Origin of the sequence: Marinobacter xestospongiae, assembly GCF_023156385.1 — a bacterium.
In the GTDB taxonomy this organism is placed as follows: Bacteria; Pseudomonadota; Gammaproteobacteria; order Pseudomonadales; family Oleiphilaceae; genus Marinobacter; species Marinobacter xestospongiae.
The window spans coordinates 69,474-94,229 of the sequence record NZ_JAKZAK010000012.1; the positions used below are offsets into that span (position 1 = coordinate 69,474).

23 protein-coding genes are annotated in these 24,756 nt (G+C 61.7%); 6 read left to right on the forward strand and 17 right to left on the reverse strand.

All coding sequences use genetic code 11. The features are described 5' to 3' along the window. The first annotated feature begins 32 nt into the window (after positions 1-32). Genes pheT through MLD24_RS10045 form a run of 3 tightly spaced genes read left to right on the forward strand, consistent with a single transcriptional unit; the run spans position 33 to position 3,057 of the window. On the forward strand, positions 33-2,405 hold the full coding sequence (pheT, locus tag MLD24_RS10035) for a phenylalanine--tRNA ligase subunit beta (protein WP_227171827.1): 2,373 nt from the start codon (positions 33-35) through the stop codon (positions 2,403-2,405). Positions 2,406-2,408: 3 nt separating this feature from the next. Further along, positions 2,409-2,711: an integration host factor subunit alpha gene (gene ihfA / locus MLD24_RS10040; RefSeq protein WP_007151838.1), complete on the forward strand. Its 303-nt coding sequence runs from the start codon at positions 2,409-2,411 to the stop codon at positions 2,709-2,711. After that, on the forward strand, positions 2,692-3,057 hold the full coding sequence (locus MLD24_RS10045; RefSeq protein WP_227171826.1) for a MerR family transcriptional regulator: 366 nt from the start codon (positions 2,692-2,694) through the stop codon (positions 3,055-3,057). Before ihfA ends, MLD24_RS10045 begins: the two co-directional genes overlap by 20 nt. Positions 3,058-3,154: 97 nt before the next feature. On the opposite strand, the gene MLD24_RS10050 is transcribed toward MLD24_RS10045, so the two are convergent. The 5 genes from MLD24_RS10050 to leuS form a co-directional block, all read right to left on the reverse strand. Next, positions 3,155-3,784, reverse strand: a complete 630-nt coding sequence (locus MLD24_RS10050; protein ID WP_227171825.1) for an endonuclease — start codon at positions 3,782-3,784, stop codon at positions 3,155-3,157. Between the two features lie 60 nt (positions 3,785-3,844). Beyond that, entirely contained in the window at positions 3,845-4,111 is a 267-nt protein-coding gene (locus tag MLD24_RS10055; RefSeq protein WP_248166526.1) for a hypothetical protein, read from the reverse strand. Positions 4,112-4,260: 149 nt separating this feature from the next. Further along, positions 4,261-5,262 (reverse strand): DNA polymerase III subunit delta, encoded by a 1,002-nt coding sequence (gene holA / locus MLD24_RS10060; protein WP_248166527.1) that lies wholly within the window; start codon positions 5,260-5,262, stop codon positions 4,261-4,263. Next, positions 5,259-5,846: an LPS-assembly lipoprotein LptE gene (locus MLD24_RS10065; protein WP_248166528.1), complete on the reverse strand. Its 588-nt coding sequence runs from the start codon at positions 5,844-5,846 to the stop codon at positions 5,259-5,261. The genes holA and MLD24_RS10065 overlap by 4 nt, the downstream gene beginning before the upstream one ends. Then, complete coding sequence (gene leuS, locus MLD24_RS10070; protein WP_248166565.1) at positions 5,847-8,435, reverse strand: leucine--tRNA ligase; 2,589 nt, start codon at positions 8,433-8,435, stop codon at positions 5,847-5,849. 185 nt (positions 8,436-8,620) lie between these two features. Here leuS and MLD24_RS10075 point away from each other — a divergent pair, with 185 nt between their 5' ends. Continuing rightward, entirely contained in the window at positions 8,621-9,172 is a 552-nt protein-coding gene (locus MLD24_RS10075; protein ID WP_227171821.1) for a zinc ribbon-containing protein, read from the forward strand. Positions 9,173-9,186: 14 nt separating this feature from the next. On the opposite strand, the gene lnt is transcribed toward MLD24_RS10075, so the two are convergent. The 5 genes from lnt to miaB all read right to left on the reverse strand — a co-directional run bounded on the left by lnt (position 9,187) and on the right by miaB (position 14,454). Further along, positions 9,187-10,716 (reverse strand): apolipoprotein N-acyltransferase, encoded by a 1,530-nt coding sequence (gene lnt / locus MLD24_RS10080; protein WP_248166529.1) that lies wholly within the window; start codon positions 10,714-10,716, stop codon positions 9,187-9,189. After that, positions 10,706-11,551 (reverse strand): CorC family transporter, encoded by an 846-nt coding sequence (locus MLD24_RS10085; protein WP_227171819.1) that lies wholly within the window; start codon positions 11,549-11,551, stop codon positions 10,706-10,708. The genes lnt and MLD24_RS10085 overlap by 11 nt, the downstream gene beginning before the upstream one ends. Beyond that, complete coding sequence (ybeY, locus tag MLD24_RS10090) at positions 11,548-12,036, reverse strand: rRNA maturation RNase YbeY (RefSeq protein WP_248166530.1); 489 nt, start codon at positions 12,034-12,036, stop codon at positions 11,548-11,550. Before ybeY ends, MLD24_RS10085 begins: the two co-directional genes overlap by 4 nt. Beyond that, entirely contained in the window at positions 12,033-13,016 is a 984-nt protein-coding gene (locus MLD24_RS10095; protein WP_227171818.1) for a PhoH family protein, read from the reverse strand. Before MLD24_RS10095 ends, ybeY begins: the two co-directional genes overlap by 4 nt. Before the next feature lie 91 nt (positions 13,017-13,107). Continuing rightward, complete coding sequence (gene miaB, locus MLD24_RS10100; protein WP_248166531.1) at positions 13,108-14,454, reverse strand: tRNA (N6-isopentenyl adenosine(37)-C2)-methylthiotransferase MiaB; 1,347 nt, start codon at positions 14,452-14,454, stop codon at positions 13,108-13,110. A gap of 289 nt (positions 14,455-14,743) precedes the next feature. Between miaB and trmH the strand changes: the two genes are divergently transcribed. Next, positions 14,744-15,448, forward strand: a complete 705-nt coding sequence (gene trmH / locus MLD24_RS10105; RefSeq protein ID WP_227171816.1) for a tRNA (guanosine(18)-2'-O)-methyltransferase TrmH — start codon at positions 14,744-14,746, stop codon at positions 15,446-15,448. On the opposite strand, the gene MLD24_RS10110 is transcribed toward trmH, so the two are convergent. From MLD24_RS10110 to MLD24_RS10130, 5 genes are all read right to left on the reverse strand, one after another. Then, the gene (locus MLD24_RS10110) at positions 15,445-16,236 is read right to left on the reverse strand and encodes an enoyl-CoA hydratase (protein ID WP_248166532.1); all 792 of its coding nucleotides are present in this window, start codon (positions 16,234-16,236) and stop codon (positions 15,445-15,447) included. The genes trmH and MLD24_RS10110 overlap by 4 nt on opposite strands. 177 nt (positions 16,237-16,413) lie before the next feature. Continuing rightward, the gene (locus tag MLD24_RS10115) at positions 16,414-17,427 is read right to left on the reverse strand and encodes a nucleoid-associated protein (protein ID WP_227171814.1); all 1,014 of its coding nucleotides are present in this window, start codon (positions 17,425-17,427) and stop codon (positions 16,414-16,416) included. Positions 17,428-17,534: 107 nt separating this feature from the next. Then, the gene (cysN, locus tag MLD24_RS10120) at positions 17,535-19,193 is read right to left on the reverse strand and encodes a sulfate adenylyltransferase subunit CysN (RefSeq protein ID WP_248166533.1); all 1,659 of its coding nucleotides are present in this window, start codon (positions 19,191-19,193) and stop codon (positions 17,535-17,537) included. An 11-nt stretch (positions 19,194-19,204) separates the two neighbouring features. Further along, positions 19,205-20,113 (reverse strand): sulfate adenylyltransferase subunit CysD, encoded by a 909-nt coding sequence (cysD, locus tag MLD24_RS10125; RefSeq protein WP_248166534.1) that lies wholly within the window; start codon positions 20,111-20,113, stop codon positions 19,205-19,207. 153 nt (positions 20,114-20,266) lie between these two features. Then, positions 20,267-20,665, reverse strand: coding sequence for a PilZ domain-containing protein (locus tag MLD24_RS10130; protein ID WP_227171811.1), 399 nt, complete (start codon positions 20,663-20,665; stop codon positions 20,267-20,269). Between the two features lie 162 nt (positions 20,666-20,827). On the opposite strand from MLD24_RS10130, the gene rimO reads away from it, so the two are divergent. Then, positions 20,828-22,174 carry a 30S ribosomal protein S12 methylthiotransferase RimO gene (gene rimO / locus MLD24_RS10135; protein ID WP_227171810.1) on the forward strand — a complete coding sequence of 449 codons (1,347 nt, stop codon included), beginning with the start codon at positions 20,828-20,830 and terminating at the stop codon, positions 22,172-22,174. Positions 22,175-22,254: 80 nt separating this feature from the next. Here the strand turns inward: rimO and MLD24_RS10140 are convergent, their stop codons facing one another. Beyond that, positions 22,255-22,920, reverse strand: coding sequence for a carbonic anhydrase (locus tag MLD24_RS10140; RefSeq protein ID WP_248166535.1), 666 nt, complete (start codon positions 22,918-22,920; stop codon positions 22,255-22,257). Between the two features lie 15 nt (positions 22,921-22,935). After that, complete coding sequence (gene oadA, locus MLD24_RS10145; RefSeq protein ID WP_248166536.1) at positions 22,936-24,741, reverse strand: sodium-extruding oxaloacetate decarboxylase subunit alpha; 1,806 nt, start codon at positions 24,739-24,741, stop codon at positions 22,936-22,938. Between the last annotated feature and the right edge of the window lie 15 nt (positions 24,742-24,756).

Consider the following 24,756-nt stretch of genomic DNA (forward strand, 5'->3'; position numbering starts at 1 on the left):
CCGCTTACCGGCATCAGGACAAGGCATACACCATGAAATTTAGTGAACAGTGGCTGCGCGAATGGGTTAACCCGGCAATCGACACCCAGGCATTGGTGGACCAGATCACCATGGCCGGGTTGGAAGTCGATGGTTTTGAATCGGTGGCAGGCCGGTTTACCGGCGTTGTGATCGGTGAGGTGCGGACCGTCGCTCCCCACCCCGATGCCGACAAGCTGCGGGTATGCCAGGTCGCCGGTGGTGACGAAGTGGTCCAGGTGGTCTGTGGTGCGCCCAACGTTCGCGAAGGTCTGAAAGTACCGTTCGCCATGGTTGGCGCGGTCCTGCCTGGCGACTTCAAGATCAAGAAGGCCAAACTGCGGGGTCAGCCATCCCACGGCATGCTTTGCTCCGAGTCCGAACTGGGGCTGTCCGAGAGCCATGATGGCCTGATGGAGCTGCCGGACGACGCCCCGGTTGGCCAGTCCATCACTGAATATCTGGGGCTGGACGACGTCACCATTGACGTCGATCTGACCCCCAATCGCGCCGATTGTCTGTCAATTCGCGGTATCGCCCGGGAAGTTGGCGTACTGAACAGCCTGTTGGTGGAAGGTCCGGCGATTGAGCCGGTAGCGGCCAGTCACCAGGAGCAGGTGGCTGTCACAGTATCCGCACCGGAAGGTTGCCCGCGATACCTGGCCCGTATCCTGAAGAACGTTGATCTGTCGGTGGATACACCGCTGTGGATGCAGGAAAAACTGCGTCGCTCCGGTATCCGCTCCATCGATCCCGCTGTCGATGTGACCAACTACGTGATGCTGGAGCTGGGGCAGCCGATGCATGCCTTCGATCGCGAGGAGATCATCGGCGGTATCGTGGTACGTATGGCGGAAGCCGGTGAAAAGCTGGTACTGCTGGACGGCCAGGAAGTGGAGCTGACACCCGACACCCTGGTGATTGCCGATCGCCAGAAGCCCATTGCCATTGCCGGTGTGATGGGCGGTGAACATTCCGGTGTCAACGACAAGACCCGTGACCTGGTGCTGGAATCGGCCTTCTTTGAGCCCATCACCCTGGCCGGCAAGGCCCGCCACTATGGCCTTCACACCGACGCCTCCCATCGTTTTGAGCGCGGTGTCGATCACCAGTTGGCCCGTACTGCCATGGAGCGTGCCACGGCCCTGCTGATGGAGATTGTTGGCGGTGAGCCGGGCGAGATCGTTGAGGTCACCCATGACGAGGAGTTGCCTGAGGATCGGGTGATTGATCTCCGTCATCAGCGGGTCACCGATGTGCTGGGGCTGGCTATCGATCGCACTGAAATTGAGGAAATTCTGACCCGACTGGGGCTGCACGTCGACAAGCTGCTGAAAGAAGGCTGGCAGGTGCATGTGCCCAGCTTCCGTCCGGATCTGGCAATCGAAGAGGACCTGATTGAGGAGATCGGTCGCATCTTTGGCTACAACAACCTGCCGGTGACCGAGCCGGTTGCGCCAATGGGGCTGCGTCCGGTGGCAGAGGCGACCCGGCCGTTGTCCGCCATCCAGCGCTACTTTGTTGACCGTGGCTACCAGGAAGCCATCACCTACAGCTTCGTCGATCCCAAAACCCAGGCGTTGGTGGACCCGGATCACGAGGGCATTGAGCTGGCCAACCCGATTTCGGCGGATCTGTCGATCATGCGCACGTCGCTGTGGAGCGGTCTGCTGAAGACCGTGGCCTATAACCAGAATCGCCAGCAGCCCCGGGTAAGGCTGTTCGAGAGTGGTCTGCGGTTTATTCGTCGGGATGGCGAGATTGAGCAGCAGCCGATGCTGAGTGGCGTGATTGCCGGTCCCCAGGTGCCGGAGAACTGGACCAACGGTCGCCGTGAGGCCGATTTCTTCGACGTTAAAGGTGAACTGGAAGGTCTGTTCCAGCTGTTGGGCATTGAGGTCCAGTTCGAGCGTGGAGCTCATCCGGCTTTGCATCCGGGACAGTGCGCCCGCCTTACCCGTGACGGCGCCTTCGTTGGCTGGTTGGGTAGCCTGCACCCGCAAGTTCAGAAAAACCTTGAACTTAATGGCACGATCTTGATGTTTGAGCTATCCTTGAATTCGATCGTGACCGGTTATGTGCCTAATTTCAAAGATGTTTCAAAATTCCCGGAAGTACGACGGGATTTGGCTATCATTATCGGCAACGACACCGCCTTTGCGGATGTTGAGCGTGTGGTGAAGCAGACTGCCGGCGAGCACATGACGGCGCTGCGCGCGTTTGACGTGTATGAAGGCGAGAGCCTGGGTGAGGGCAATCGCAGCCTGGCACTGAGTCTGTTTTGGCAGCACCCGGAAAGGACACTCAACGAAGAAGAAGTGCACACGCTCTTCAACGGTGTGATTGACGCGCTGAAAGAAGAGTTGGGGGCGACACTGAGGAGTTGATGAATGGCAGCATTGACGAAAGCGGAGATGGCTGAGCGTCTTTATGAGGAACTGGGTCTCAATAAGCGTGAAGCCAAGGAAATGGTTGAAGCTTTTTTCGATGAGATTCGGGGTGCGCTGAGCCATAACGAACAGGTCAAGCTGTCCGGGTTCGGGAATTTCGATCTGCGGGACAAGAAGCAGCGTCCCGGCCGGAACCCTAAAACCGGAGAAGAGATTCCGATCAGTGCACGCCGGGTGGTGACGTTTCGTCCGGGTCAGAAACTGAAGCAGAAAGTGGAAGCATATGCTGGAACCCAGTCATAACAACGAACTCCCTGCGATCCCGGGAAAGCGCTACTTCACCATTGGTGAGGTAGCGGATCTGTGTGCCGTCAAGGCCCATGTCCTGCGCTATTGGGAGCAGGAGTTTCCTCAGTTGTCGCCGGTCAAGCGACGGGGCAACCGACGCTATTATCAGCGCTCGGATGTGATCACCATTCGCCAGATCCGCAGCCTGCTGTACGATCAGGGATACACCATTGGCGGCGCCAAGCAGAAGCTGAGCAGCCATGAGATCAAGGATGACACCTCCCAGTACAAACAGTTGATCCGGCAAATGATCACTGAGCTGGAAGACGTGCTGGATGTACTCAATGCGCCCGTGAAGTAGGGTGTGACTCCCGCCAGGGAAGTGAAAAAAACCGAGGCTGGCCCTCGGTTTTTTTGTGGCTGACGGTGACCAGATCTGCTCTGGCCTGCCAGCGCGGCTACAGGTGAGCCATCTGCTCCGGAGAGGTGACAAACCGGTTGGCATTGCCCTGAAGGTCGCGGACGCGGCGGTGACGGGTCAGTTCGGTGTCATCGGGTGGGTCCAGTTCATTCCAGCTCTGGAATGTGACGGCGGTGCCAAGCCAGGGCAAGTGATAGGTATCCACCATATAGGCGACGATCCGGGCCACATCACCCTTGATTCGCCCCGGGGGCTCAATGAACTGGGTGCTTTCCCGAATCTCGCACTCGCCAACCGGCGTGCTTTCCGTCAGTTGTTCGTACTTGGCGTTGCGGCGCCGCATCTCGACCCGGCTTTGTACTGGCACCATATTGTGCAGGTCCGAGGCGATTCGGCGATAGCGCTCGTCCTTCTCGCACTGGCGGGGTGTGCCACAACGCAGCGCGGTGCGGACATGGGACAGGGGGTAGACGTAGCCCTGAGTGATCAGAAATCCCTTGCTGGTAAATGGGGTGTCACAGAAGAACGTTTTGCCGCCTTCGGCGTGGAGCTGGCCCCAGAAACGCTCTTCGATCACCGTCTCCGGCGACGGTGTGGTGACATCCGCCGCCGGAAGCGGGCCGGCCCAGAGCAAGGGGCACAACAGAGCGATCGTTCGGGTCGTCATGACTGAGTTATACCTTGCCATAGGCGCTCCGTCCCTTGCTAAGCAGGCCATTGCGACAACCTATTTCTTCAGCCTGTCCCGCAGGTCCTGATAACGGTCCCGCAGTTTGCGAGTCACCTCGTTGGCTTTCTCGCGGGCTTCCTGGCCGGCATCATTGGCATCGTGAAGCACGTCATCGAGTTTGTGTCGGAACTGCTCCCACTCTTTCTCGAGGTCGTCCCATTCATCACGAATGTCTTCGCGGGCGAGGTGAAGTTGCACACGGGCTTCGTCGCGGTATTGGCGGAGTTTTTCCGCCGCCTGTTTGAGCTCATCCTGAAGGTTCATACGGTCCTCCTGATGGGTGCTGTACAGATGGATGTGTGCAGGCAGACACCCATAAGATGCCGCTAGTGACGAAAATTTGTCAAGTGAAAGCAGGGGTTATGTGATGCAGCGCAATGTTTGGTCGGAATGATTGCTTGCAGGGCCTTTGCCTATTTGGCCATCAGGCTGGCGAGGTCTCGCAGATGGTGCCAGGGCGGCAGTTTGCCAAAACCTTTGGCGGTGCGGTCGACGTCGCTGCACAGCGCCAGCGCCTGGTAGATGGTTGGGCGTGATAGCCGCCGGGCGGCCGCTTCCAACGCTCGGGCGCGTTGGGGTTGGCGAATGCCGCGCTGCTTCAGGAAGCTGCCCGGCGTCTCCCGCTGCTTGACCGCCTGCTGGAGCTCCAGCACCAGGTTCAGGTCACGGCTGAGAATGCTGAGCAATCCCAGCGGGTTCTCACCTTCGTGCTGAATGAAGCCAATGATGCGCTGGGCGGATTGGGCGTTACCCAGCAACAGTTCCGTCACCAGCTCGAAAACATTGAAGCGGGCGCTGTCCTGGACCGCCTTTTCCACCGTCTCTTCGTCAATGGTTTCGCCATTGGCGAGCAGTGCGAGTCGCTCAAGCTCCTGCGCCGCCGCCAGCAGGTTGCCTTCCAGGCGCTCCGCCAGCATGTCCAGCGCGCCGCGGGTCAGGTGCAAGTTCTGGTTGCGGGCCCGCTGCTGCAGCCAGCCGATGAACTTGTCGTTATCCACCGGCCAGACGGTAACGTGAACCCCTTTGTCCTGCAGCAGCTTGTACCATTTTCGGCGTAGCTCTGCGGCATCGAGCCGGGCGCTGATGAGGATCAGGATGATATCGTCCGGTGGTTCCGGCAGTACCTGTTCAAGGACCTTGCGGCCGTCACCCAGCTTGCCATTGGGCAGGTGGATTTCAATCCGCCGCTTTTCGGCAAACAGGGACAGGGCGCCGAACTCCTCACCCACCGTGTTCCAGTCCAGTTGCTGGTCGGCATGGTAGGTGACCCGGTCGCCATAGCCGGCTTTGCGGGCGGCCTGGCGGATCTGGTCGCAGCATTCCTGAACCAGCAGGGGCTCGTCACCGGAGACCAGATACACCGGGGCCAGTCCCTTTTTCAGCAGCTGGGGTAACTGGGCCGGTTGTGCTTTCATTGCGCGGGGGCGTCTTCTGGGATGGCGGTATCTTCCGCAGCGTCGGCGCCGCGCTGTTGCTGCAGCGCCTGAATTCGCGCCTCGGTCAGCGGTGACAGGCGGAACAGGATCTGCTGCGCCAGGCGCTGATAGAGGGTGCTTTCCAGGCTGCGCTGCTCACGTTCCTTGGCCAGCACGTTGTCCTCGTCATAGCGGAAGGTTTCGCTGCTGCGAATTTCGATGCTGGCCAGCAGCGGCCCCTCACTGACGCCAATCACGTCGATCCAGACCCGCTGTCGCAGATCGTACTCGGCCGCTGCGCCCTGCAGGGTAACGGCGCTGGTCCGCTGGCTCTGGTCAAACCGGCCCAGGTTGAGGCGGTAGTGCGCCTCGTCGCGGCTGGCCAGCTCAACGCCGCCCAGCCGAAGGTTGTCCTCTACCGCCTGGCACAGGGCGTCCGGAATGGCGGCCGCACAGCTCACCGCCAATGGCTGCAGGGCGGCGGGCACCGGGGCCGAGCTGCGTAGCTGGAAGCCACAGCCGCTCAGCACCGCCGTTGCCAGCAGGATAGGCAATAGTAGCCGCCAGTGGACCGGTTGACGCATTTAGTTGGCCACCACGTTGACCAGCTTGCCTGGAACTACGATTACCTTACGCACGGTCTTGCCTTCGGTGAAGCGCTGGACGTTCTCGTTCTCCAGGGCCTGCTGTTCCAGGCTGGCCTTGTCGATGTCGGCTGCCACGTCCAGCTTGGCGCGGACCTTGCCATTCACCTGCAGGACCACCTGGATTTCGGTCTTCACCATGGCCTTTTCATCGGCTTCCGGCCAAGGTGCGTCCACCACGGCGGTGTCGTGGCCCAGGGCCTGCCACAGCTTGTGGCAGATGTGGGGCACGATCGGAGACAGCATCAGTACCGCGGCTTCCAGCGCCTCCTGGATGGCGGCCCGGCTCTGGGGCTCGCCGTCGTTGAGCTTGCTGACGTCGTTCAGCAGTTCCATAACCGCCGCGATGGCGGTGTTGAAGGTCAGGCGACGGCTGATGTCGTCGCTGACCTTGGTGATGGTTTCATGGGTCTTGCGACGCAGGGCTTTCTGGTCGCTGTTGAGTGCTTCCGGATCCAGCGCGGGGACATCGCCGCCGGCCTTCTGCTCGCTCACCAGGCGCCACATGCGCTTGAGGAAGCGGTGGGCCCCCTCCACGCCGCTGTCGGACCACTCCAGGGACTGCTCCGGTGGCGCGGCAAACATCATGAACAGGCGCACGGTGTCGGCACCATACTGGTCAATGATGGCCTGGGGATCGATGCCGTTGTTCTTGGACTTCGACATCTTAGTGACGCCACCGGCAATCACCGGCTTGCCATCGTCCTTGTGCACGGCCTGAACGACCTGACCCTTGTCGTCCCGCTCGATGGTGACATCGGCCGGCGAGATCCAGATCTTGCCGCCGTTGTCGTCTTCGCGGTAATAGGTGTCGGCCAGCACCATGCCCTGGCACAGCAGACGGTTAAAGGGCTCGGAACTGGTCACCAGGCCTACGTCCCGCAGCAGTTTGTGGAAGAAGCGGGCGTACAGCAGGTGGAGAATGGCGTGTTCGATGCCGCCAATGTACTGGTCTACCGGCAGCCAGTAGTTGGCTGCGGCCGGGTCCAGCATGCCCTTGTCATAGTTCGGGCTGCAGAAGCGGGCGTAGTACCAGGACGACTCCATGAAGGTGTCGAAGGTGTCGGTTTCCAGGGTCGCCGCCTGGCCGTCCACGGTGGTCTTGGCCCACTCCGGGTCGGCTTTGATGGGGGAGCGGACACCGTCCATTTCCACGTCTTCCGGCAGAGCCACAGGCAGCTGATCGTCCGGTACCGGGCGTTCGGTGCCGTCTTCCAGGGTCATCATCGGAATCGGCGCGCCCCAGTAACGCTGACGGGATACACCCCAGTCCCGCAGCCGGTAATTGATGGTGCGGTTGCCGATACCCGACTGCTCCAGGTCGTCGGCGATGGCGTCAAAGGCTTCCTCACTGGTGAGGCCGCTGTACTTGCCGGAAGACACCAGGGTGCCCTTCTCGGTGAACGCCTTCTCGTGGGTATCGATCTCGCGGTTGTCGCTGGGCGAGATCACCTGCTTGATGGGCAGGCGGTACTTGAGGGCAAACTCGTGGTCACGCTCATCGTGGGCGGGGACCGCCATCAGCGCGCCGGTGCCGTAGTCGGTGAGGACGAAGTTGGCAATCCAGACCGGAATCGCTTCCTGGGTCAACGGATGGATGACCTGGAAGCCGGTGTCGATGCCCTTTTTCTCCATGGTGGCCATATCGGCTTCAGCCACTTTCTGGTTGCGACAGGTCTCGACAAATTCCGCCACTTCGCTGCTGCGCTCGGCCGCTTCCCGCGCCAGCGGGTGCTCGGCGGCCACCGCCATGTAGCAGACGCCCATCAGGGTATCCGGGCGGGTGGTGTAGACGGTCAGGGCCTCGTCGTCACGGCCCTTCAGCGGGAAAGACAGCTCCACACCGACCGACTTGCCGATCCAGTTGCGCTGCATGGTCTTGACCTGCTCCGGCCAGCCTTCCATCTGGTCCAGGTCATTGAGCAGCTCTTCGGCGTAGTCGGTGATGCGAATGAACCACTGGGGAATCTTCTTGCGTTCCACCAGGGCGCCGGAGCGCCAGCCACGGCCGTCGACCACCTGCTCGTTGGCCAGCACGGTCTGGTCAACCGGGTCCCAGTTGACGGTGGCCATCTTCTTGTACACCAGCCCCTTTTCATACAGGCGGGCGAAGAACCACTGCTCCCAGCGGTAGTAGTCCGGGTCACAGGTGGCCAGTTCGCGGCTCCAGTCGTAGCCGAAGCCCAGCTGTTTGAGCTGGTTCTTCATGTACTCGATGTTGGCGCGCGTCCACTTCCCTGGGGCAGTCTTGTTGCTGATGGCGGCGTTCTCCGCCGGCAGACCGAAGGCGTCCCAGCCCATGGGCTGCATCACGTTCTTGCCCTGCATGCGCTGGTAGCGGGAGATCACGTCGCCGATGGTGTAGTTGCGAACGTGCCCCATGTGTAGCTTTCCGCTCGGGTAGGGGAACATGGACAGACAGTAGTACTTCGGCTTGTCTGGTTGTTCCTGCACAGTGAACGTGTTGTTGTCTTCCCAAAATGTGCGCGCCTGCTGTTCGACGTCGCTTGGGCGGTAGTGCTCGTCCATTCCTGCCATTGCGGTGTGTACCCTGTATTTGAAGATTTACTGAGCGGCCGGACATTCTAACGCAGGGGCGCGTCAACAGGTAGTCTGCCATTTACGGCCAGCTGTGCCAGAATCAATACAGGGCACCGGATTGCCATTGGCGCCAGCACCATGGACCGGTGGACAGCTGTACGAGAGGAGTCACCATGACCGACGAAGAACGCAAGCACCTTTCTGGCCAGGCCCTGGCCACTTACGACCGGATGCTCAAGCGGGTCCAGGATAGCCTGGCGGATGCCGAGGAGATCACCCTGGAAGGCCTGCGCAATGAGATTGGCAAGGCCGTGGAGTTCGAGTACGCACTCGAGGACATGACCCGGGAGGAGGTCGACCTGCTGTCGGCGTACCTGGCGCGGGACCTGGAACACCTGATGCACTTCGTCGATGAGACCGGGGAGGGGCTGACCGAGTGGCTTCAGCTGGATCTCTCGCTCATTGAGCACCAGTTGGCGGACATGCTGTTCTCGGTGGCGGACAAGACCCGGCTGGACACTCTGGAGCTGAACCAGAAGCTGGATAACGACGACGCCAGTCATTACATCAGTGGTGAAGTGGCCACCGCCGGCATGTTCAAATGCCTGAACTGTGGCCACATGAGCTGTCTCACCGCAACCAGCCACATTGCCCCCTGCGATGCCTGCGGCTCCCACTACTACGAGCGGGTGACCAGCCGCTGGCCGAAAGAGGCTAGCGAGTAGTTGGCCGGTGCGGGTCAGGCCGGTTTCGGAATGACCCGCTCGCGTACAAACACAATCAGGATCGCCGCCAGCGTCAGCACCGGCCAGGAACCGCTCTGCATGTAAGGCGTGCTGCCCTCGGCCTCGTAGACCTCGCCATGGAGGGTGGCGCGGGTGAACTGGGGAATGGTGTCCTGGATCTGGCCGTGGTCATCGATGATTGCGGTCACACCGTTGTTGGTGCCGCGGATCATGTAGCGGCCGGTCTCCAGCGCCCGCATCCGGGCAATCTGCAGGTGTTGTAACGGGCCAATGGAATCGCCAAACCAGCCGTCGTTGCTGATGGTGATCAGCAGGCCAGCACGGTGAGCGTTCATGGCGACAAAATCCGGATAGGCCACCTCATAACAGATGTAGGGCATAACTCTGGCATCCCCGGCGGTCAACGGTGACTGGTTGGCCGGGCCTCGGGAAAACTCCGACATCGGCAGGTCGAAAAAGCCGATCAACCCCCGCAACCACTGCTGCAGCGGCACATACTCGCCGAAGGGCACCAGTTTCTGTTTGTGGTACATGCCGTTGCCATTGCCCACCGACAGAATGCTGTTGTGGAAAGTGAAGTCTTCGATCCGGTCACTGAACCCGTACCAGGGGATGCCGGTGATCAGGGTGCTGCCGGGCGCCAGCCGCTCGCGGATATGCTCCAGGATCGGTCCTGCCTGGTCCTGGGGCAGGGGAATGGCAGTTTCCGGCCACAGGATCAGATCTTTCTGCCAGTTGTCCTCAGTGAGTTCCAGATAGGTGGCAATCTGATCCTGGAGGAACTTCGGGTCCCACTTGATCAACTGCGGCACATTGCCCTGCATCGCAGCCACCGACAGCGGTTGTTCGGCTTTCTCGGTCCAGGTCACATCCTTCAGCCAGGGGCCTATCAGCCAGGGCAGCAGGAAGGCGGTAACCAGGACGCCGGCACTGGCGCTGCGCTGGCGCAGCAGCAACCAGCCTGCGGCGTAGAGCGCGGCGCCACTGCCAACGATCCACAGGGTGAGACCGTGAACGCCGACCATCGGCGCCAGGCCCGCCAGTGGGCCATCGACCTGGGCGGTACCCAGGTAAAGCCAGGGAAAGCCGGTCAGCAACCAGCCCCGCAGCCAGTCCCCCAGCAGCCACAGGGCGGGGAACAGGATCAGTCGCCGGATCGCGCTGTTTGTGGCGAGTTTGCCCCAGGCCCAGAAGGTCAGACCGTGGAACAGGGCCAGTCCGGCCACGAACAGCAGGGTCAGCAGGATCGATACCGGCACCGAGGTGTTGCCGTACTGGCTGATGCTGATGTACACCCAGGATGCGCCGCTGCCAAACAGCCCGAAGCCGACCAGCCAGCCGGCACGGAACAGTTGCCTGGGTGTCAGTGGCAGGGTGATGAAAACAATCAGCGCAATGGTGAACGGCGCCAGCCACCACCACTGGAAGGGTGAAAACGTCAATGTCTGGGCGGCGCCAGCCACCAACAGCAGGAGCGCGGACAGCCAGCGCCGTCCGCTCAGGGTTGGAAAATCATTCGGCACTGTGGGTTACCTGAAGCAGGCGTATCACTCGGTTGTCGGCGTTGGCGATGGTGAAGGTCAGGCCACCGAAGCTGATGGTCTCACCGCGACGGGGCAGGTGACCGAACTCTTTCAGCACCACGCCGCCGATGGTGTCGAATTCCTGTTCATCCAGTTCAGTCTTGAAGAACTCATTGAAGTCTTCGATCGGGGTGACGGCCTTGACGGCAAAGGTGCCGTTCCCGCGAGCCTTGATGTGGGTCTCTTCATCGAAGTCGTGTTCGTCCTCGATCTCCCCGACAATCTGTTCCAGCACGTCCTCAATGGTGATCAGCCCGGCGGTGCCGCCGTACTCGTCCACCACGATGGCCATGTGGTTGCGGGTTTCCTTGAACTCCTTGAGCAACTGATTGAGGCGCTTGCTCTCCGGCACGAAGGTAGGAGGGCGGAGGATTTCGCGGATTCGGTTCCAGTTCAGCTCGTTGTTGAGGGCGAGGGGAAGCAGATCCTTGGCCAGCAGTACGCCGATGACGTCGTCCTGGTTGTCGCCAATCACCGGGAAGCGGCTGTGGGCGGAGTCGATGATGGCGGGCAGGAACTGTTTGGGGTCCTGGGCGGCCTTGACCGTCACCATCTGCGAGCGCGGAATCATGATTTCCTCGACTCGCATGTCGATCACCTGCATGGCACCCTCGATGATGCTCATGGCGTCGGTGTCGATAATGTCCTGGGACTCGGCGTCCCGTAAGATTTCCAGTATGTCCTCTGCGGACTCAGGCTCACTGGAGAAAGCCTGCGATATGCGTTCCAGCCAGGACTTGTTGCCCTGACTGCGACTCGACTGATCGTCGCTCATGAGTCTTGTTCCGTTTCCTTGTTCTCTGAGGAAAAGTCCTCGTAGGGATTGGCGTACCCGAGCTGGCCAAGCAGCTGGATTTCCAGGCCTTCCATAACCTCGGCGTCCTGGTCGTCGATGTGGTCATAGCCCTGCAGGTGCAGGATGCCGTGCATCACCATGTGGGCCCAGTGGGCGTCGAGGGTCTTGCGTTGCTCTCCGGCTTCCTGCGCCACCACTTCGGCGGAGATCACCAGGTCACCCGCCAATGGCACCGTTATACCGGCTGGCGCCTCAAATGGGAAGGACAGCACATTGGTCGGCCTGGCTTTACCGCGGTAGGTCTCGTTGAGCTCGGCGATCTCGTCCACTCCGACGATGCGGATGGTGACCTCAGAATCGTGGGACTGGCGCCAGGCGGCATTGGCCCAGCGCTTCAGTTGTTGATCGTCCGGCAGATCCGGGGCGTCGAACACCCGCTGGATATCAACGGTTAGCCCGCTCACCGGCGTTCGCCCCCGGCGTCATCAAAGTCGTCGTAGGCTTCCACAATGCGCTGCACCAGCGGGTGGCGCACCACGTCCTTGGATTCGAAACGGGTAAAGCCGATGCCCGCCACCTTGCTGAGCACGTCGGCGGCGTGAATCAGTCCGGAATTCTGGCCCCGGGGCAGGTCCACCTGGGTGGTGTCACCGGTGATAACCGCGGTGGAGCCAAACCCGATACGGGTCAGGAACATTTTCATCTGTTCACGGGTGGTGTTCTGGCTCTCATCGAGGATGATGAACGAGTTGTTGAGGGTGCGGCCGCGCATGAACGCGAGCGGGGCAATCTCAATCACGCTTTTCTCGATCAGCCGGGTGACCTGGTCAAAGCCCAGCATTTCGTATAGCGCGTCGTACAGCGGGCGCAGGTAAGGGTCTACCTTCTGCGCCAGGTCCCCGGGCAGGAAACCGAGTTTTTCACCGGCTTCCACCGCCGGACGCACCAGCAGAATGCGTTTGACCTGCTCATCCTTCAGGGCTTCCACGGCACAGGCCACCGCCAGCCAGGTCTTACCGGTACCGGCCGGGCCGATACCGAAGTTGATGTCGTGGCTGCGGATGTTGTGGACGTACTTCTGCTGGTTGCCGCCACGGGGCTTGGCCTGCAGTTTCGGCGTCTTGATCACGGTGACGCCGCCGGCGTAGGGCACGTCTTCCGGCAGGCGTTCGAGGCCGGATTCGCGAATGAACAGGTGCACGGTGTCCGGCTCGATGTCGTCGTTGGCTTCGGTTTCCCGGTACAGGTGGCGAACCACCTCCACCGCGGCGGCGACGTGACTGCTCTCGCCTTCCACCCGGAAGTGGTGGCCGCGGCGGCCAATGCGCACCTGCAGACGTTTCTCGATCTGCTTCAGGTGTTCGTCAAACTGGCCACACAGGGTTGCCAGGCGACGCTGGTCCACGGGATGGAGGTCGAACTGTTTGCTGTCGGTGGTATTCAATCAGTCCTCTTGCTTTCAGTGTCGCTCCGGACGGCCCGGAGCGGGAGTGATCTCATTGGCTGATGCCAATATGGGGGCGTGACGCCATAACTCAATGCAGTTCGTTGTCGACCGGCATGCCGCGCAGGGAATTGGGCAGTGCTTCGCGGATTTCCACATCAACGAAGTGGCCCACAACCCCAGGGTTGTCATGGCGGAAGTTGACGATGCGGTTGTTCTCGGTACGGCCGGCGTATTCCCCCGGGTCTTTCTTTGACAGGCCGGTCACCAGGATACGCTGGGTGGTGCCCACCATCTTGCGGCTGATGTCCATGGCCTGCTGGTTGATGCGCTGCTGCAGGATGCTCAGGCGCTGTTTCTTGATCTCCATCGGCGTGTCGTCCGGCAGGTCGGACGCCGGCGTGCCGGGACGGGCGCTGTAGACAAAGCTGAACGACACGTCGAAGCCGATGTCGTTGATCAGTTTCATGGTGTCCTCAAAATCCTTCTCGGTCTCGCCCGGGAAGCCGATGATGAAGTCGGAGGAGAAGCTGATGTCCGGCCGGATCTTGCGCAGCCGCCGCAGCTTGGATTTGTACTCCAGGGCGGTGTGGCCCCGTTTCATCTGCGCCAGGATACGGTCGGAGCCGCTCTGAACCGGCAGGTGCAGGTGGCTGACCAGTTCCGGCACCTGGGCGTAGACATCGATCAGCGCGTCGGAGAATTCCACCGGGTGAGAAGTGGTGTAGCGGATACGATCAATGCCATCGATGGTGGCGATCAGGGTGATCAGTTCCGCCAGGTCCATGGTGTCGCCGTCGAAGGTTTCGCCCTGGTAGGCGTTGACGTTCTGGCCCAGCAGATTGATCTCGCGGACGCCCTGGTCAGCCAGGTGGGCCACCTCGGCGATGACATCGTCGACCGGACGGCTGACTTCCTCACCGCGGGTGTAGGGCACCACGCAGAAGGTGCAGTACTTGCTGCAGCCTTCCATGATCGAGACGAAGGCCGAGGGGCCTTCCGCGCCCGGTGACGGCAGGTTGTCGAACTTCTCGATTTCCGGGAAGGTGACGTCGACCACGCCGACGCCGTTCCCCTTGGTCTTGATCTCGGTGATCATGTCCGGCAGGCGGTGCAGGGTCTGGGGGCCGAACACCATGTCCACGTAGGGCGCGCGGTCGATGATGGCCTGGCCCTCCTGGCTGGCGACGCAGCCGCCGACGCCGATGATCAGGTCCGGTTTGCTGTTCTTCAGGCTCTTCCAGCGACCCAGTTGGTGGAAGACTTTCTCCTGGGCTTTTTCCCGGATGGAGCAGGTGTTCAGCAACAGGATATCTGCGTTCTCGGGCGTGTCGGTCATCTCGACGTCTTCGCCGGTGCGCAGCAGGTCCGCCATGCGGGATGAATCGTACTCGTTCATCTGGCAGCCGTGGGTCTTGATATAGAGCTTCTTGGCCATGGTTCTCAACGTGGGTAGGTGAATGGTCGCGTTACCGGTTTAAGCCGGGGGCGATCGCCCCGTTCACAGATCGCCCGGGGCGCCAAAAGTTCCTCTGCGGGAGGTGGCGCGCGCGGGTGTCTAGTCCGGGATCAGAATCGAACTGGCCATTATACCGCCCTGTTCAAAGCGCAACCAGCATTTGCGCTGGCGACTTGCGGCAAACCCCGATTGCCGGTTGTGGTACCATTCGGCGCTGCTTTTTATCCGTATCAGATCCTCCAGCCGTTACAGACATCGAGACACCGCCATGACCCCGGAACGCCTTGCCCGCATCAAGCAGATTCTGGATACCCGCCAGCCCGATATCACGGTGTTGACGGATCAGGTCCACAAGCCCCGGAACCTCTCGGCGATCATACGTTCCTGCGATGCCTTCGGGCTGGCCAGCATGCACGCGGTGTGGCCTTCCGAGGGCTATCGGGCGTTTCGCAAAACCGCCGGTGGCAGTTTCAACTGGGTCAGCACCCAAACCCACGCCACCATGGCGGACGCCGTGGATCACTTCCGTGGTCAGGGCAAGAAGCTCTATGCGGCGCAGCTGTCGGAGCGGGCGCTGGACTACCGGGAGGTGGATTACACCGTGCCCTGTGCGGTGATCATGGGGAACGAGGTGGATGGTGTCAGTGCCGGTGCTGCTGAGCAGGCGGACGAGCACATCGTGATCCCGATGATGGGGATGGTGGAGTCGCTGAACGTGTCAGCGGCCTGCGCCATCATCCTGGCGGAAGCCCAGCGTCAGCGCAAAGCCGCAGGGCTGTTCGACCGGCGCCGGCTGCCCGAGGAAGACTACCTGCGGCTACTTTTCAGCTGGTGCCAGCCGACGGTGAAGCGCTATTGCGATGACCGCAATCTGCCATACCCGCCGTTTGATCCCGAGACCGGAGAGCTGATCGATGGCGTCGGCTGGATGGAAGGGGTGCGCCGTCAGCGACACCCCCACCTGGCTCCCTAACGGTCTGACCAGCTCGGTGCGCGTTTGTCCAGAAACGCGCAGATTCCCTCCCGCGCATCCTCCGCCTGGAGGTTGTCCGCCATCACCTTGGCGGTGTAGTCGTAGGCGTCCGCCAGCGGCAGTTCAAGCTGGCGGTAAAACGTCGCCTTGCCAATGGTCAGGGTGTGGCTGGATTTGCCGGCAATGGTCCGTGCCAGCTGCGTGGTGGCCTGCTCCAGCACCTGCTCGTCCACCACCCGGTTGACCAGACCAATCTGTTCGGCCCGGGGCGCGCTGATCAGCTCGCCGGTCAGCAGCATTTCCATCGCGTGTTTGCGGGAGACATTGCGCGACAGTGCCACCATGGGGGTGGAGCAGAACAGGCCGATGTTGACTCCGGGGGTGGCAAAACGGGCGCTGTCGGCGGCGACCGCCAGGTCACAGGAGGCCACCAGTTGGCAGCCGGCGGCGGTCGCGACGCCGGCGACCCGGGCAATCACCGGTTTGGGCAAGTGCACGATCTGCTGCATCACCTTGCTGCACAGCTGGAACAGCGCCAACTGGGCGGCGTGCTGGTCGAGCTGCCCGCGGATTTCCCGCAGGTCGTGGCCGGCGCAGAACACCGGCCCGCTCGCGGCCAGGATCACCACCCGGGTGGCGTTGTCCGCGGCCACCTGTTCAAGCTGTTTCGACAGTGCTTCCAGCATCGCCATCGACAGGCTGTTGCGGCGTTCTGGCTGGTTGAGGGTCAGCGTGGTTACGCCCTCGTCCCGCTCGAGGGTGATCAATGGGGTTGCCTGGTCAGTCATGGAGCCTCCTGTTGCCCCTGGCGTCGGCCCGACGCGCTTTGGGGTGTTCTTGTTGTCTGCGACCGCCACAGAGCGGCCCCGGACAGTATCGGTGACCGCTGTGAGACTGTCGAAACGACAAAAGTAGGAGGCGAAGCAAGTTGTCGGGAAGCAGCTCTGGAGAGTGTGGCAGGAAGACTACTCCCGCTCTTCCAGATACCGTTGCAGCTGTTCCCGCAGCGCCTTGGGCAGGCGGGTGATGGTGAGGGCATCGCTGTCGCGGTCGTAGTAGATCGCCTGGTTGACCAGGTCGGAGGAGAACGAGACGCTCATGCCTCCGCCGGAGCCGGCGATCCGGACCAGTTTCTTGACTTTGCGGTGGTCGGGGTGGAGGACACCGCTTTCGGGCAACTCGGCGGTCTGGGCGGCGAACTCCTTGAAACGTTCGGGCTGGTTCTCATCCAGGTAACCGGACAGCGCTTCGATTTCCACCGGCTCGCCCAGGGCGTGCTGCTCCTTGCAGAACTCGTAGGCGCGATTGCGCACCGCCCCGGCTTCCTCCGGTGCGCTGGTCTTGGCGAACGCCTCGACCGCATCGAGAAAGGTCAGGGTTTCCTTTTCCACATCCACCTGGTTGGTAAAGCCGCACAGCTTGATGAACAGCTCGCCGGGTTCGCCCGTGCCACGGCCATGCACCAGGGTGAGGTAGTTGTCGCCGGCGTTATCGCCGAGCCAGTCGTCCAGCTCGATACGGACCGCCAGGTTGAGCCGGGACAGGCTCAGGACGTCGGTGGCGTCCAGGGCCTGCTGGCTGTCAAAGCGCATGGCGCTGTCATTCTCGACAATCAGCAGGTAGATCACCTCGGCATCCGCCAGGGCCTCATGGACGATCATCAGATGGCCGTCGAATTCTTCCTGGCAGCCGTTCAGCAGCTCCTGCCACTGGCCGAACAGGCGATCGGTGAGGGCGGCGAAGGTCTGCTTCTCTTCCTGGTAGTCCTTCAGCCAGGCGCTGAAGGGGCACTCCCCCAGATCTTCCGAGAAGCGGCCGTACTTCTTGCCGGGCTTGCTGTTAAACAGCCGTTTCATCTGCTTGTGGAGGGCTTCGTAGTCGCCGCCGGGTTCCTGCAGTGCTGGTCCGGGCCGGACATGCGCCGGCTGGCCGGGCTGGTATTGGCTGGCGAACAGGGTGCGTAGTTGCTTGATGGCCATGCTGGATTCTCTCACTCATGAAACGGAGAAAGCCCCGGGGCTCATGGCCTGCGGGGCTTTCTGCGGTGTCGAACGGTCGGCTGCTGGCCGTGGTCCGGGCGCTGGGGTCAGATGCGCTGATCCCGCACCAGCTCCTGAACCAGGCTGGAGACCGCTGCCGCGATGTCCTGCTCATTGTCGACGGCCAGGGAGGCGGATGCAACGTCCGAGCCCAGATTCACCGCCAGCGCAATCAGGCCGTGGGCCGTCAGCAGCTGGGCAACCCGTCGGCGCTCGTCGGCATCGCCGGCGTTCTCTTCGGAGACCACCACCGCGGTCTTGCCCTGATCGAACAGTGCCCGCTCCAGAGCCACCGCCAGCGCCGGGGCTTGCTTGCCGTTACAGCCAATGATGACCGGCTGCTGGGCCAGACGACGGGCACGCTCCTCGGCAGAGACCGGGGTGAGCAGATCGCTGTCCTCGGCGAGTCCGGCGATCATGCCGGCGCCGATGGTGACGTTGGTCAGCCGGTCGATGACGATGAAACTGCCGCTGGCGTGGTTGCGCTGGTAGGCGTCAAAGGCCACCGGCTGGCTCAGGGTCAGTTCGCACAGGCCGATCTCATTGAGCTGGAGCTGGCTCGGATTGGCCTGCTGCTCGAGGGTGTTGACGTCGGTCTGGTGATGAATCTGCTTGACCGTGCCGGAGGTGAAGGTCGGCCCCAGCTTGATGTCGTACAGCCGGCCGGTTTCCAGCGGGGCGTCGGTCATCCAAACAATGTTGGCGTTGAAGCGGTTGCCCACTTCCGGCTCGTCGTCCGGTTTCACCAGCATGTCGCCGCGGCTGACGTCGATCTCGTCGTTCAGCGTCAGGGTGACCGCCTGGTCGATGTAGGCTTCGTCCTGGCTGCCCTCGAACGTCACCACCTCCTTGACCGTGGAGGTGCGTCGGGACGGCAGTGCCATCACGGTATCGCCCGGGCGGATCACACCGGAGGCGATGGTGCCACAGAAGCCGCGGAAGTCGAGGTTTGGCCGGTTGACGTACTGGACCGGGAAGCGGAAGTGCTCCAGGTTCTTGTCGCGGGCAACTTCGACGGTTTCCAGAATTTCCATCAGCGGCTGCCCGGTAAACCAGGGCGTGTTCTCGCTGCGGTTGACCACGTTGTCGCCTTCCAGGGCCGAGAGCGGCACGAAGCGGATGTCCTGCAGGCCGAGCTGGTTGGCGAACGCCAGATAGTCCTTTTTGATTTCCTCGAAACGCTGTTCGCTGAAATCCACCAGGTCCATCTTGTTGATGGCCACCACGATATGGCGAATGCCCAGCAGCGACGCGATGTAGGAGTGGCGGCGGGTCTGGGTCATGACGCCGTGGCGGGCGTCGATCATCAGGATCGCCAGCTGTGCCGTCGAGGCGCCGGTGGCCATGTTGCGGGTGTACTGCTCATGCCCCGGGGTGTCGGCGATGATGAACTTGCGCTTGTCGGTGGAGAAGTAGCGGTAGGCGACGTCGATGGTGATGCCCTGTTCCCGCTCCGCCTGGAGGCCGTCCACCAGCAGCGCCAGGTCCAGCTTCTCGCCGGTGGTGCCCATCTTGGCGCTGTCGCTCTTGAGGCTGGCCATGTGATCTTCGTAGATCATCTTGGTGTCGTGGAGCAGCCGGCCGATCAGGGTGCTCTTGCCGTCATCCACGCTGCCGCAGGTCAGCAGCCGCAGCAGTTCCTTGTTTTCGTGCTGTTTCAGGTAGGCCTGAATGTCTTCAGCGATTAGGTCTGATTGATGTGACATATCCGGGTTCCTTAGAAATAACCTTCACGCTTTTTCTGTTCCATTGAGCCGGCGGAGTCATGGTCGATGACCCGGCCCTGGCGCTCGGAACTGGTGGCCAGCAGCATTTCCTGGATGATGTCCGGCAGCGTCTTGGCTTCGGACTCGATGGCGCCGGTGAGCGGGTAGCAGCCCAGGGTGCGGAAGCGAACCGATTTCATCATCGGGGTTTCGCCTTCCTTCAGGGGCATGCGGTCGTCGTCCACCATGATCAGGGTGCCGTCGCGCTCCACCACCGGCCGTTCCGCGGCGTAGTAGAGCGGCACAATGTCGATGTTTTCCAGGTAGATGTACTGCCAGATGTCCAGCTCGGTCCAGTTGGACAGCGGAAACACGCGGATGCTCTCGCCCTTGTTGACCTTGCCGTTGTAGATGTTCCAGAGCTCCGGGCGCTGGTTCTTCGGGTCCCAGCGATGGTATTCATCGCGGAAGGAGTACACCCGCTCCTTGGCGCGGGATTTCTCCTCGTCCCGGCGGGCGCCACCGAAGGCGGCGTCGAACTTGTACTTGTCCAGGGCCTGCTTGAGGGACTGGGTCTTCATCACGTCGGTGTGTTTGGCACTGCCGTGGGTGAAGGGACCGATGCCCTGCTTAACCCCGTCCTCATTGATGTGGACAATCAGGTCGAGACCGTACTTGCTCACCTGCTTGTCGCGGAACTCGATCATGTCCTTGAACTTCCAGGTGGTGTCCACGTGCATGAGCGGGAAGGGCGGCGTGCCCGGGTAAAAGGCCTTGCGGGCCAGGTGCAGCATGACCGCGGAATCCTTGCCGATGGAGTAGAGCATGACGGGGTTGTCAAACTCGGCGGCGACTTCGCGGATGATATGGATGCTTTCCGCTTCCAGCTGTTTGAGGTGGGTCAGGTTATAACTGGTCATGGTGAGCGTGTACCGATTGCCGTGGGCGTGTGAATGCCGCAACTATATCAGACTGGGCTGAGGCATAAGAAGGCGAGCAACTAGAGTTTACTGGCATAAGAATATGCCGGCTTAGGGGGCGGGTGAATAAGCTGCCGGCCTTGAAGGGCGGGATCAGTGGCTACCCAGCAGCCTGCTGACGTAGCGGTCGACGTAGTCGTAACCGTTGTTCTCGATGGCCTTGAACTGGATACCCAGGTGGAATTCGTCGCGGGACACCCGACGCAGGTGAACAATGTGGCCCTGGGCTTCCACCGCTACCTTCTGGCTGGCGACTACCGGTACCGAGAAGCGGGTGGTGACTTCAATCCATTCGCCGGGCACCGGGGGGCGCTGGTGGGGGAGCAACTGGCTGACGGTGGCCATGTCGCACTTCAGCAGCAGGCCAGATCGGGACAGGTTGGCGGTGGCGCAGCTGCACTGGTCGCCGCTTGTCGTACACACCTGAACCTCCATATCCACATCGGCGCGTTGATTGTGACGGAGGTTGGGTCGTGCGGAAGCGGTTTTCATGACGGTTCCTGGTGACTGCGTGGTCTCGGTAACTTACTGAAGTGTATTGTTTCGCGGTATGGCCGGCAAGCACTGGAACTGACCTGGGTCAGTTTCTTTGGGATGTGTCTCACCGCTGCGGTAAACTCCGTCGTAATTCCAACGACGATACCCTGATGAGATATGACACAAAAAACCGAAACCCCCGAGGCCGGTAACGGCAAAGTCGGCTTTATCAGCCTGGGTTGTCCCAAGGCGCTGGTGGATTCCGAGCGCATCCTGACCCAGCTGCGGCAGGATGGCTATGACGTGGTGCCCACCTACGAGGATGCCGACGTGGTGGTGGTTAACACCTGCGGCTTCATTGACGCAGCCAAGCAGGAATCCCTGGACGCCATTGGCGAAGCCATCAGTGAGAACGGCAAGGTGATCGTAACCGGTTGCATGGGGGTGGAGGAGGATCGCATTCGTGATTCCCATCCGGGCGTGCTGGCGGTGTCCGGCCCCCATGCCTATGAGGAAGTGGTCGGTGCGGTACACCAGTACGTGCCGCCGAAGAAGGAGCACGATCCGTTTGTCGACCTGGTGCCGCCCCAGGGGGTAAAACTGACACCTCGGCACTACGCCTATCTGAAGATTTCTGAAGGCTGCAATCATCGCTGCACCTTCTGCATCATTCCCTCCATGCGCGGTGACCTGGTCAGCCGGCCAATCGGCGATGTGATGGACGAGGCCAAGCGGCTGGTGGATGCCGGTGTGAAAGAGTTGTTGGTGATTTCCCAGGACACCAGCGCTTACGGCGTCGACATCAAGTACCGCACCGGCTTCTGGCAGGGGCGACCGCTGAAGACACGGATGCTGGCGCTGTGCGAGGCGTTGGGCGAGCTGGGGGTCTGGGTGCGGCTGCACTACGTCTACCCCTATCCCCACGTGGACGACGTCATTCCGCTGATGGCCGAGGGCAAGATCCTGCCGTATCTGGACATCCCCTTCCAGCACGCCAGCCCGCGGGTACTCAAGGCGATGAAGCGGCCGGCTCACGACAGCAAGACGCTGGAGCGGATTCGCAAGTGGCGGGAGATCTGCCCGGAGCTGACCATCCGCTCCACCTTTATCGTCGGATTCCCGGGGGAGACCGAGGAGGACTTCCAGTACCTGCTGGACTGGCTGGATGAGGCCCAGCTCGATCGGGTCGGTGCGTTCAAGTACAGCCCGGTGGACGGCGCGCCGGCCAACGAACTGGACGGTGCGGTGCCGGAAGAGGTGAAAGAGGAACGTCTGGCGCGGTTCATGGCCAAGCAGGCGGAAATCTCCGCAGCCCGGCTTCAGGCCCGTATCGGTACCACCATCGATGTGCTGATTGACGAGGTGGACGAGGAAGGGGCGATTGGCCGTTCCAAGGCCGATGCGCCGGAGATCGACGGCATGGTCTACCTCAATGGCGAAACCGCGCTGCAGCCGGGGCAGGTGGTGCAGGCGGTAGTTGAGCACGCCGACGAGCACGACCTCTGGGCCACGCTGGCGGACTGACGCCACCTCAAGCCTGGCGCTGACTCAACAATGAGAACGCCAGGCCAGGGGCAAGCTGCCTCCTGGCCTGGCGTGCTTTTTTAGTCTTCCTTGACCCTGTCAATCACGTCCGAATAGAAGTCGTCGAACGCCCGGAATTCCAGGCTGTCCTGGCCGCAGCAACGGATTTCGCCGGACTCAATGTCGTACACCCAGCCGTGGATCTGGATTTTCTGGGTGGCCAGCTTGGCGGCCACTGCAGGGTGGGTGCGCAGATGCTGAACCTGCTGCAGCACGTTTTCCTCGATTGCCTCGTTGAGGTAGGCGCTGTCCAGACAGGCGTCGGTGGGGATGCTGTGACGTTCCCGCACAATCTCCATCGCCGAGCGGCAGTGGCCCAGCCACTCCTTGACGTGGGGCAGCCCCTTGAGGGCCGGCACGTCCAGGGCACCCTTGATGGCGCCGCAGTCGGTGTGGCCGCAGACAATGATATGGCGCACCTTCAGCACCGCCACCGCGTACTCGATGGAGGCGGTCATGCCCCCGGTCTCGTTGCTGTGGGGCGGGATGATGTTGCCGGCGTTGCGACAGATGAACAGGTCACCCGGGCTGGACCCCGTCAGCAGGTTGGGGTCGATGCGCGAGTCCGAACAGGTAAAGAACAGCACTTCCGGACTCTGTCCGCCCGCGAGGGCGCCAAACAGGTCCTTGCGTTCGGGGTAGACGTTCTTGCGGAAGTCCAGTACGCCGCGAACAATATGGTCCATTGATGACTCCTTCTGTCAGCCAATCTCAATCAGTACTTCGCCGGGGGTGACCCGGTCGCCCTTGCTCACGTACACCGCTTTGACGGTGCCATCGACGCTGCTGTTCACCTCGGTTTCCATTTTCATGGCTTCGGTGATCAGAACCGCCTGGCCGGCGGAGACGGTGTCGCCCTCGCTCACCAGTACGTCCACCACGTTGCCGGGCATGGCGGTGGTGACGTGGCCCGGCTCGCTGGCCCGCTTGCGGCCGCTGGCGCCTTCGGCGACGTACTCGTTGAGGGATTCGAACACCACTTCTTCCGGCATGCCGTCAAGCGACAGGTACAGCTTGCGCTTGCCCGCCCCGGAATCGCCGACACCGGTGACCGCCACTTCGTAAGTCTCGCCGTGGACGTCGATACGGAACTCGGTGGCTATCGCTGTGCCCATGCGATCCTTGCCCTGCTGCTCCGGTGGCAGCAGCTCCTCCGGTTGCAGGGTGCCGTCGGCACGCTGCTGCAGGAATTCGCGGCCAAGGTCCGGGAACATGGCATAGGTAAGCACATCTTCCTCGCTGCTCGCCAGGCTACCAATGTCTTCTCGCAATTTATTCAGCTCGGGGCTGAGCAGGTCGGCCGGGCGGCCCTCATTGACCGACTCGTTGCCGATGGCCTTCTTCTGGATGTTGGCGTTGACCGCAGCCGGCGGCTGGCCGTAACCCCCTTGCAGGTAGCGTTTCACCTCGTTGGTGATGGTTTTGTAGCGCTGGCCGGCGAGGACGTTGTACACCGCCTGGGTACCGACGATCTGCGAGGTCGGGGTCACCAGGGGCGGGAAACCGAGGTCCTCGCGCACCCGTGGAATCTCATCGAAAACGTCGCGGATCTTGTCGAGGGCGTTCTGCTCCTTGAGCTGGTTGGCCAGGTTGGACATCATGCCGCCGGGTACCTGGTTGATCTGCACCGACACATCCTCGCGGGTGAACTCGCTTTCGAACTGGTGGTACTTCTTGCGCACCTCGCGGAAATAGTCGGCAATTTCGCTCAGCAGCTCCAGGTCCAGGCTGGTGTCGTAGTCGGTGCCTTTCAGTGCCGCGACCTGGGACTCGGTGGCCGGGTGGCTGGTGCCACTGGCAAAGGAGGAGATCGCGGTGTCGATGCGATCGGCCCCGGCCTCAACGGCCTTGAGCTGGCACAGCGGCGCCAGGCCGGAGGTGGAATGGCTGTGGACCACCAGGGGCAGGTCCACTTCCGCCTTGATGGCCCTGACCAGCTCGTAGGTGGCGTACGGGGTCAGCAGGCCGGCCATGTCCTTGATGGCAATGGAATCTGCGCCCATGGCCTGCATGTCCTTGGCCTGCTGGACGAACAGTGCTGGGGTGTGGACCGGGCTGGTGGTGTAGCAGATGGTGCCCTGGGCGTGCTTGCCGGCCTTCTTCACCGCCTTCATGGCGGTCTCGATGTTGCGCAGGTCGTTGAGGGCGTCGAACACCCGGAAGACATCGATGCCGTTGTCGGCGGCCTTCTGCACGAACGCCTCCACCACGTCGTCGGCGTAGTGGCGGTAGCCCAGCAGGTTCTGGCCTCGCAGCAACATCTGCAGGCGGGTGTTGGGCAGTGCCTTGCGGAGCTGCCGCAGTCGCTCCCAGGGATCTTCCTTCAGAAAACGGACACAGGCGTCAAAGGTGGCGCCGCCCCAGACTTCCAGCGACCAGTAGCCGACCTGATCGAGCTTGTCGCAGATCGGCAGCATGTCCTCGGTGCGCATGCGGGTGGCGATCAGCGATTGATGGGCGTCCCGCAGGATGACGTCAGTGACTTCAATCTTTTTGGCGTTGCTCATTTCTCGTTCCTCCTG

Excerpts from the sequence above, each read along its gene's own strand:
- pheT (WP_227171827.1), top strand. The coding sequence starts at position 33 with ATGAAATTTAGTGAACAGTGGCTGCGCGAATGGGTTAACCCGGCAATC.
- ihfA (WP_007151838.1), top strand. The coding sequence starts at position 2,409 with ATGGCAGCATTGACGAAAGCGGAGATGGCTGAGCGTCTTTATGAGGAA.
- MLD24_RS10045 (WP_227171826.1), top strand. The coding sequence starts at position 2,692 with ATGCTGGAACCCAGTCATAACAACGAACTCCCTGCGATCCCGGGAAAG.
- MLD24_RS10050 (WP_227171825.1), bottom strand. The coding sequence starts at position 3,784 with ATGACGACCCGAACGATCGCTCTGTTGTGCCCCTTGCTCTGGGCCGGC.
- MLD24_RS10055 (WP_248166526.1), bottom strand. The coding sequence starts at position 4,111 with ATGAACCTTCAGGATGAGCTCAAACAGGCGGCGGAAAAACTCCGCCAA.
- holA (WP_248166527.1), bottom strand. The coding sequence starts at position 5,262 with ATGAAAGCACAACCGGCCCAGTTACCCCAGCTGCTGAAAAAGGGACTG.
- MLD24_RS10065 (WP_248166528.1), bottom strand. The coding sequence starts at position 5,846 with ATGCGTCAACCGGTCCACTGGCGGCTACTATTGCCTATCCTGCTGGCA.
- leuS (WP_248166565.1), bottom strand. The coding sequence starts at position 8,435 with ATGGACGAGCACTACCGCCCAAGCGACGTCGAACAGCAGGCGCGCACA.
- MLD24_RS10075 (WP_227171821.1), top strand. The coding sequence starts at position 8,621 with ATGACCGACGAAGAACGCAAGCACCTTTCTGGCCAGGCCCTGGCCACT.
- MLD24_RS10085 (WP_227171819.1), bottom strand. The coding sequence starts at position 11,551 with ATGAGCGACGATCAGTCGAGTCGCAGTCAGGGCAACAAGTCCTGGCTG.
- miaB (WP_248166531.1), bottom strand. The coding sequence starts at position 14,454 with ATGGCCAAGAAGCTCTATATCAAGACCCACGGCTGCCAGATGAACGAG.
- trmH (WP_227171816.1), top strand. The coding sequence starts at position 14,744 with ATGACCCCGGAACGCCTTGCCCGCATCAAGCAGATTCTGGATACCCGC.
- MLD24_RS10110 (WP_248166532.1), bottom strand. The coding sequence starts at position 16,236 with ATGACTGACCAGGCAACCCCATTGATCACCCTCGAGCGGGACGAGGGC.
- MLD24_RS10115 (WP_227171814.1), bottom strand. The coding sequence starts at position 17,427 with ATGGCCATCAAGCAACTACGCACCCTGTTCGCCAGCCAATACCAGCCC.
- cysN (WP_248166533.1), bottom strand. The coding sequence starts at position 19,193 with ATGTCACATCAATCAGACCTAATCGCTGAAGACATTCAGGCCTACCTG.
- cysD (WP_248166534.1), bottom strand. The coding sequence starts at position 20,113 with ATGACCAGTTATAACCTGACCCACCTCAAACAGCTGGAAGCGGAAAGC.
- MLD24_RS10130 (WP_227171811.1), bottom strand. The coding sequence starts at position 20,665 with ATGAAAACCGCTTCCGCACGACCCAACCTCCGTCACAATCAACGCGCC.
- rimO (WP_227171810.1), top strand. The coding sequence starts at position 20,828 with ATGACACAAAAAACCGAAACCCCCGAGGCCGGTAACGGCAAAGTCGGC.
- MLD24_RS10140 (WP_248166535.1), bottom strand. The coding sequence starts at position 22,920 with ATGGACCATATTGTTCGCGGCGTACTGGACTTCCGCAAGAACGTCTAC.
- oadA (WP_248166536.1), bottom strand. The coding sequence starts at position 24,741 with ATGAGCAACGCCAAAAAGATTGAAGTCACTGACGTCATCCTGCGGGAC.